Source organism: Kitasatospora sp. NPDC047058 (genome assembly GCF_040643935.1).
Classification (GTDB): Bacteria; Actinomycetota; Actinomycetes; order Streptomycetales; family Streptomycetaceae; genus Kitasatospora.
This window is the reverse complement of sequence record NZ_JBEYVJ010000519.1, coordinates 1-4,128: the sequence shown is the minus strand read 5'-3', so window position 1 is coordinate 4,128 and position 4,128 is coordinate 1. Positions and strand designations below refer to the sequence as shown.

Annotated in this window: 3 protein-coding genes; 2 read left to right on the top strand and 1 reads right to left on the bottom strand. The window is 72.3% G+C overall.

Annotated features, from left to right (window positions below):
• A partial coding sequence (locus tag ABZ885_RS36610; protein WP_360198796.1) for an amino acid transporter occupies positions 1–1,744 on the bottom strand: 1,744 nt, incomplete at its 3' end.
• A 294-nt stretch (positions 1,745–2,038) separates the two neighbouring features.
• On the opposite strand from ABZ885_RS36610, the gene ABZ885_RS36605 reads away from it, so the two are divergent.
• Positions 2,039–2,779 (top strand): polyprenol monophosphomannose synthase, encoded by a 741-nt coding sequence (locus ABZ885_RS36605; RefSeq protein WP_360198794.1) that lies wholly within the window; start codon positions 2,039–2,041, stop codon positions 2,777–2,779.
• Between the two features lie 120 nt (positions 2,780–2,899).
• Positions 2,900–4,128 (top strand): aromatic acid exporter family protein (locus ABZ885_RS36600; protein ID WP_360198791.1); only part of this gene is annotated, 1,229 nt, incomplete at its 3' end.

The window sequence follows — 4,128 nt, the reverse complement described above, 5'->3', positions numbered from 1 at the left end:
CCCGGTACCGCTCGTGCAGCACCTCCCCGTGCACCCGCAGCACGGCCTCGAACTCCGACGGGTCGCGCACGGTGACCTCCACGAAGACCAGGTCGTCCTCGGCCGGGATGTCGTTGTCCGCCCGGATCTGCCGCTTCTTCTCCTGGTACTCCACGAGGTCCCGGCTGTTCGGCTCGTTCGCGATCAGCCGGATCGGGCGGTGCGTGTAGTCGCGGACGAACCGCTCCGCCGCGTCGTCCAGGACGACGTCGGTGACGCGCAGCTCGAAGGCCCGCTTCAGCCGGGAGAGCAGCGAGAGCAGCATGATGCCGGCGATGAAGCAGGCGCCGATCTTCACGCCGTCCGGCCGCTCGGCGATGTTCACCGCCGTGGTGTAGAGGAAGACCGCCGCGATCACCGCGAAGCCGATCGTCCAGTTGCGCTCCCCGGCCGCGTGCGCGGCGATGGTGACGGCGATGGCCGCCGAGCTGATCAGCACCAGCACACCGGTCGCGTACGCGCCGCCCTGGGCGTCCACGCTGGCGTCGAAGATCCACGTCACCAGGAAGGCGATGGCGGTCAGCACCAGGACGGTCGGGCGCACCGCGCGGGCCCACTGCGGGGCCATGCCGTAGCGGGGCAGGTAGCGGGGCATCAGGTTGAGCAGCCCGGCCATCGCGGAGGCCCCGGCGAACCAGAGGATCGCGATGGTGGAGAGGTCGTAGATGCTGCCGAAGGTGTTCCCGAGGTACTCGTGCGCCAGGTAGGCGAGGGCCCGGCCGTTGGCCTCGCCGCCGGGCTCGAAGGCGGCCTCGGGGATGAGCAGGGTGGTGATGAAGCTGGTGGTGATCAGGAAGACGCTCATGATCAGGGCGGCGGTGGTGAGCAGCTTGCGGGCGCCGCGGATCCGGCCGGTCGGCTTCTCCTCCGTGTCGTCCGGGTCGCCCTCGATGTGCGGCATCACGGCGACGCCGGTCTCGAAGCCGGACAGGCCCAGCGCCAGCTTGGGGAAGACCACCAGCGCGACGCCGATCATGGCGATCGCGTTGCCGTGCTCCGCGGTGAGCGCGTCCGCCCAGTCGCCGACCAGGTGCGGGGACTGCACCACCTCCCACAGGCCGGTGGCGACCACCACCACGTTCAGCGCGAGGTAGACGGCGACCAGGACGACGGCCAGGCCGATCGCCTCGCTGAAGCCCTTCAGGAAGACGCCGCCCAGCAGGGCGATCAGGATCAGCGTGATGAGCACCTGCTTGCCGGACAGGGCGCTGCTCAGGTGCGGGTTCTCCACCAGGTGGGCGGTGGCGTCGGCGGCCGACAGGGTGATGGTGATCATGAAGTCGGTGGCGGCGAAGCCGAGCAGCGTCAGGACGAAGAGCTTGCCCTTCCAGAACGACAGCAGCCGTTCCAGCATGGCGATCGACCCCTCGCCGTGCGGGCTCTCCTTGGCCACCCGCCGGTACACCGGCAGCGCGCCCAGCAGGGTGACGATCACCAGGACGATGGTCGCCACCGGTGACAGCAGGCCGGCCGCCAGCGCGGCGATGCCCGGCTGGTAGCCGAGCGTCGAGAAGTAGTCCAGACCGGTCAGGCACATCACCCGCCACCAGCGCGCACCCTTGTGCTCGGGCGGCGCCTCGGCGTGCGGGCCCGGGTGCTGTTTCGCCATGTCGGTCAGGCCTTCGAGCAGCCACGCCCGGAAGCGCTGCCGCGCCGACGGGGCCGCCCCCGGAGCTCCCGGACCGGACGAAGCTGACGAGCCCACGCACACCCCTGTCCACGACGCCGGCCGCCCACCCGTACGCGGCTCCGGACCCAGGCCGCCGGACGGACGGCCCGGTCAGGCTATGTGACGGTGCCGCCGACGGGCCGGAGCCCGACGGGCGTGGCCCGGCGCGTCGCCCGCTCGGCGCCCTCCCCGGGACGGTGGGTCCGGGCACGTACCGACGCGGCTAGACTCGCCCGACCGGAGTGGACAACAGAACTGGACAACCGCCCGGCCGGATGCGGGCGCCGACGCGGCGCGGGCACGGCCGGGAGATCACACGAGGGACAGAACATGGTCGAGGCCTCCCCGAAGGTCGTTGTCGTCGTGCCCACGTACAACGAGCGGGAGAACCTCCCGGTCCTGGCCGGGCTGCTCTCCGATCTCGGGCTGCCCGGCCTGCACCTGCTGGTCGTCGACGACAACTCGCCCGACGGCACCGGCGACGTCGCGGACAAGCTCGCCCTGGAGTCCGACGGCACCGTCAGTGTGCTGCACCGCACCGAGAAGGACGGTCTCGGGCGGGCGTACGTCGCGGGCATGACCCGGGCCCTGGAGGAGGGCGCCGACGTGGTGATCCAGATGGACGCCGACCTCTCGCACCCGGCCTCGGTGGTCCCGCTGATGCTGGAGACCCTGCTGGCCGGCGACACCGCCGTGGTGCTCGGCTCCCGCTACGTCCCCGGCGGCTCCACCGCGGAGGAGTGGCCGTGGCACCGCAAGGCCCTGTCGGCCTGGGCGAACCTCTACGTCAACACGATCCTCGGCCTCGGCGTCCGGGACGCCACCGCCGGGTTCAAGGCCTGGCGGGCGGAGACCCTGCGGGCGATCGACCTGCCCTCGGTGCACAGCAACGGCTACTCGTTCCAGGTCGAGCTGAACCACCGCGTGGTCCAGCGGGGCCTGACCATCCGCGAGGTGCCGATCCGCTTCGAGGAGCGGGTCAAGGGCGCCTCGAAGATGAGCCTCGCGGTGCAGGTCGAGTCGGCGCTCGCACCGTGGAAGCTGCTCCGCGGCGGCCGCGGGCGGTCCTGACGGGCGGGTCCGCGGCGCCTGGCCGTCTCCGGGGCGGCGACGGCCGGGCGCGGGGCTCTTTCGGGTAGCGGTCCGGCGGACGGGCGGTGGGAGAGCCCGTCACGGGGAAAGAAGGGCGGCATGGCCCTTCTCCCGGAGTCCCTCGCGACCACGCTGCGCCGCGGCGCCCGAGAACCCTTCGTCGTCCAGACGATCCGGGCGACGGTGGCCGCCACCCTGTCGTACGCGGTGGCCACCCAGCTGAGCAGCGAGCCCGCCCCGCTGACCGCGCCGCTGACGGCCCTGCTGGTCGTCCAGGTCACCGTCTACTCGACGCTGACCACCAGCATCCGCCGGGTCAACTCGGTGGTCGTCGGGGTGCTGATCGCGATCGGGTTCAGCACCGTCGTGGGGTTGTCCTGGTGGAGCCTCGGTCTGATCATCCTGGCCTCGCTGACCATCGGGCGGTTCGTCCGGGTGGACGAGTTCGTCCAGGAGGTGGCGATCAGCGCGATGCTCATCCTGGGCGTCTCGCAGGTCACCTCGCAGGCCTGGGACCGGGTCCTGGAGACGCTGATCGGCGCCGTCGTCGGCCTGCTGTTCAACCTGCTGTTCGCACCGCCGGTCTGGGTCGACACGGCCGGCGCGTCGATCGAGGACCTCGCCCGGCGCGCCCGCCACCTGCTGTACGGCATCGCCGAGGAGCTCGGCCGGCCCATCCCGGTGGCCCGCGCGGCCGAGCGGCTGCACGAGGCCCGCCGGCTCGACCAGGCCATCGCCGACGTGGACGGCGCCCTGCGGCAGGCCGAGGACAGCCTGCGGCTCAACCCGCGGATCAGCGAGGGGCTGCTCTCCCGGCTGGTGCTGCGCACCGGCCTGGACACGCTGGAGATCTGCGTCGTGGTGATCCGGGTGCTGGCCCGCTCGCTCACCGACCTGGCCAAGCGGCGCGCGCCGGGCGAACGGCTGTTCCCGGCCGAGGTCGCGGTGGAGCTGGAGGAGCTGCTGGAGCACGTCGGCGGGGCCCTGGTGAGCTTCGCGGTGCTGGTCACCACCCAGGTGAGCCAGAACGCCGAGGAGGCCGAGCGGCGGCTCGCCTCCGAGCTGTCCGCCGCCTGGGCGAGCCGGGAGAACGTCGCCCAGCTGCTGCTGCGGCAGGTGCAGGAGCACCCGGAGGCCTGGCAGCTGCACGGCGCGCTGCTGGCCGAGGTCGACCGGATCCTGGACGAACTGGACCTCGAACACCGTAGCCGGCGGCTGATGGAGGAGCTGGACCGGGCCTCGGTGGCGAACCGGGAGCGGTTCTCCCGGTTCGCCGGGCTGCGCCGTCTCGCCCGCGGCGAGCGGCTGCGGGCCGGCCAGATCGGAAG

Coding starts and splice junctions, on each gene's coding strand:
- ABZ885_RS36605 (WP_360198794.1), top strand. CDS start 2,039: ATGGTCGAGGCCTCCCCGAAGGTCGTTGTCGTCGTGCCCACGTACAAC.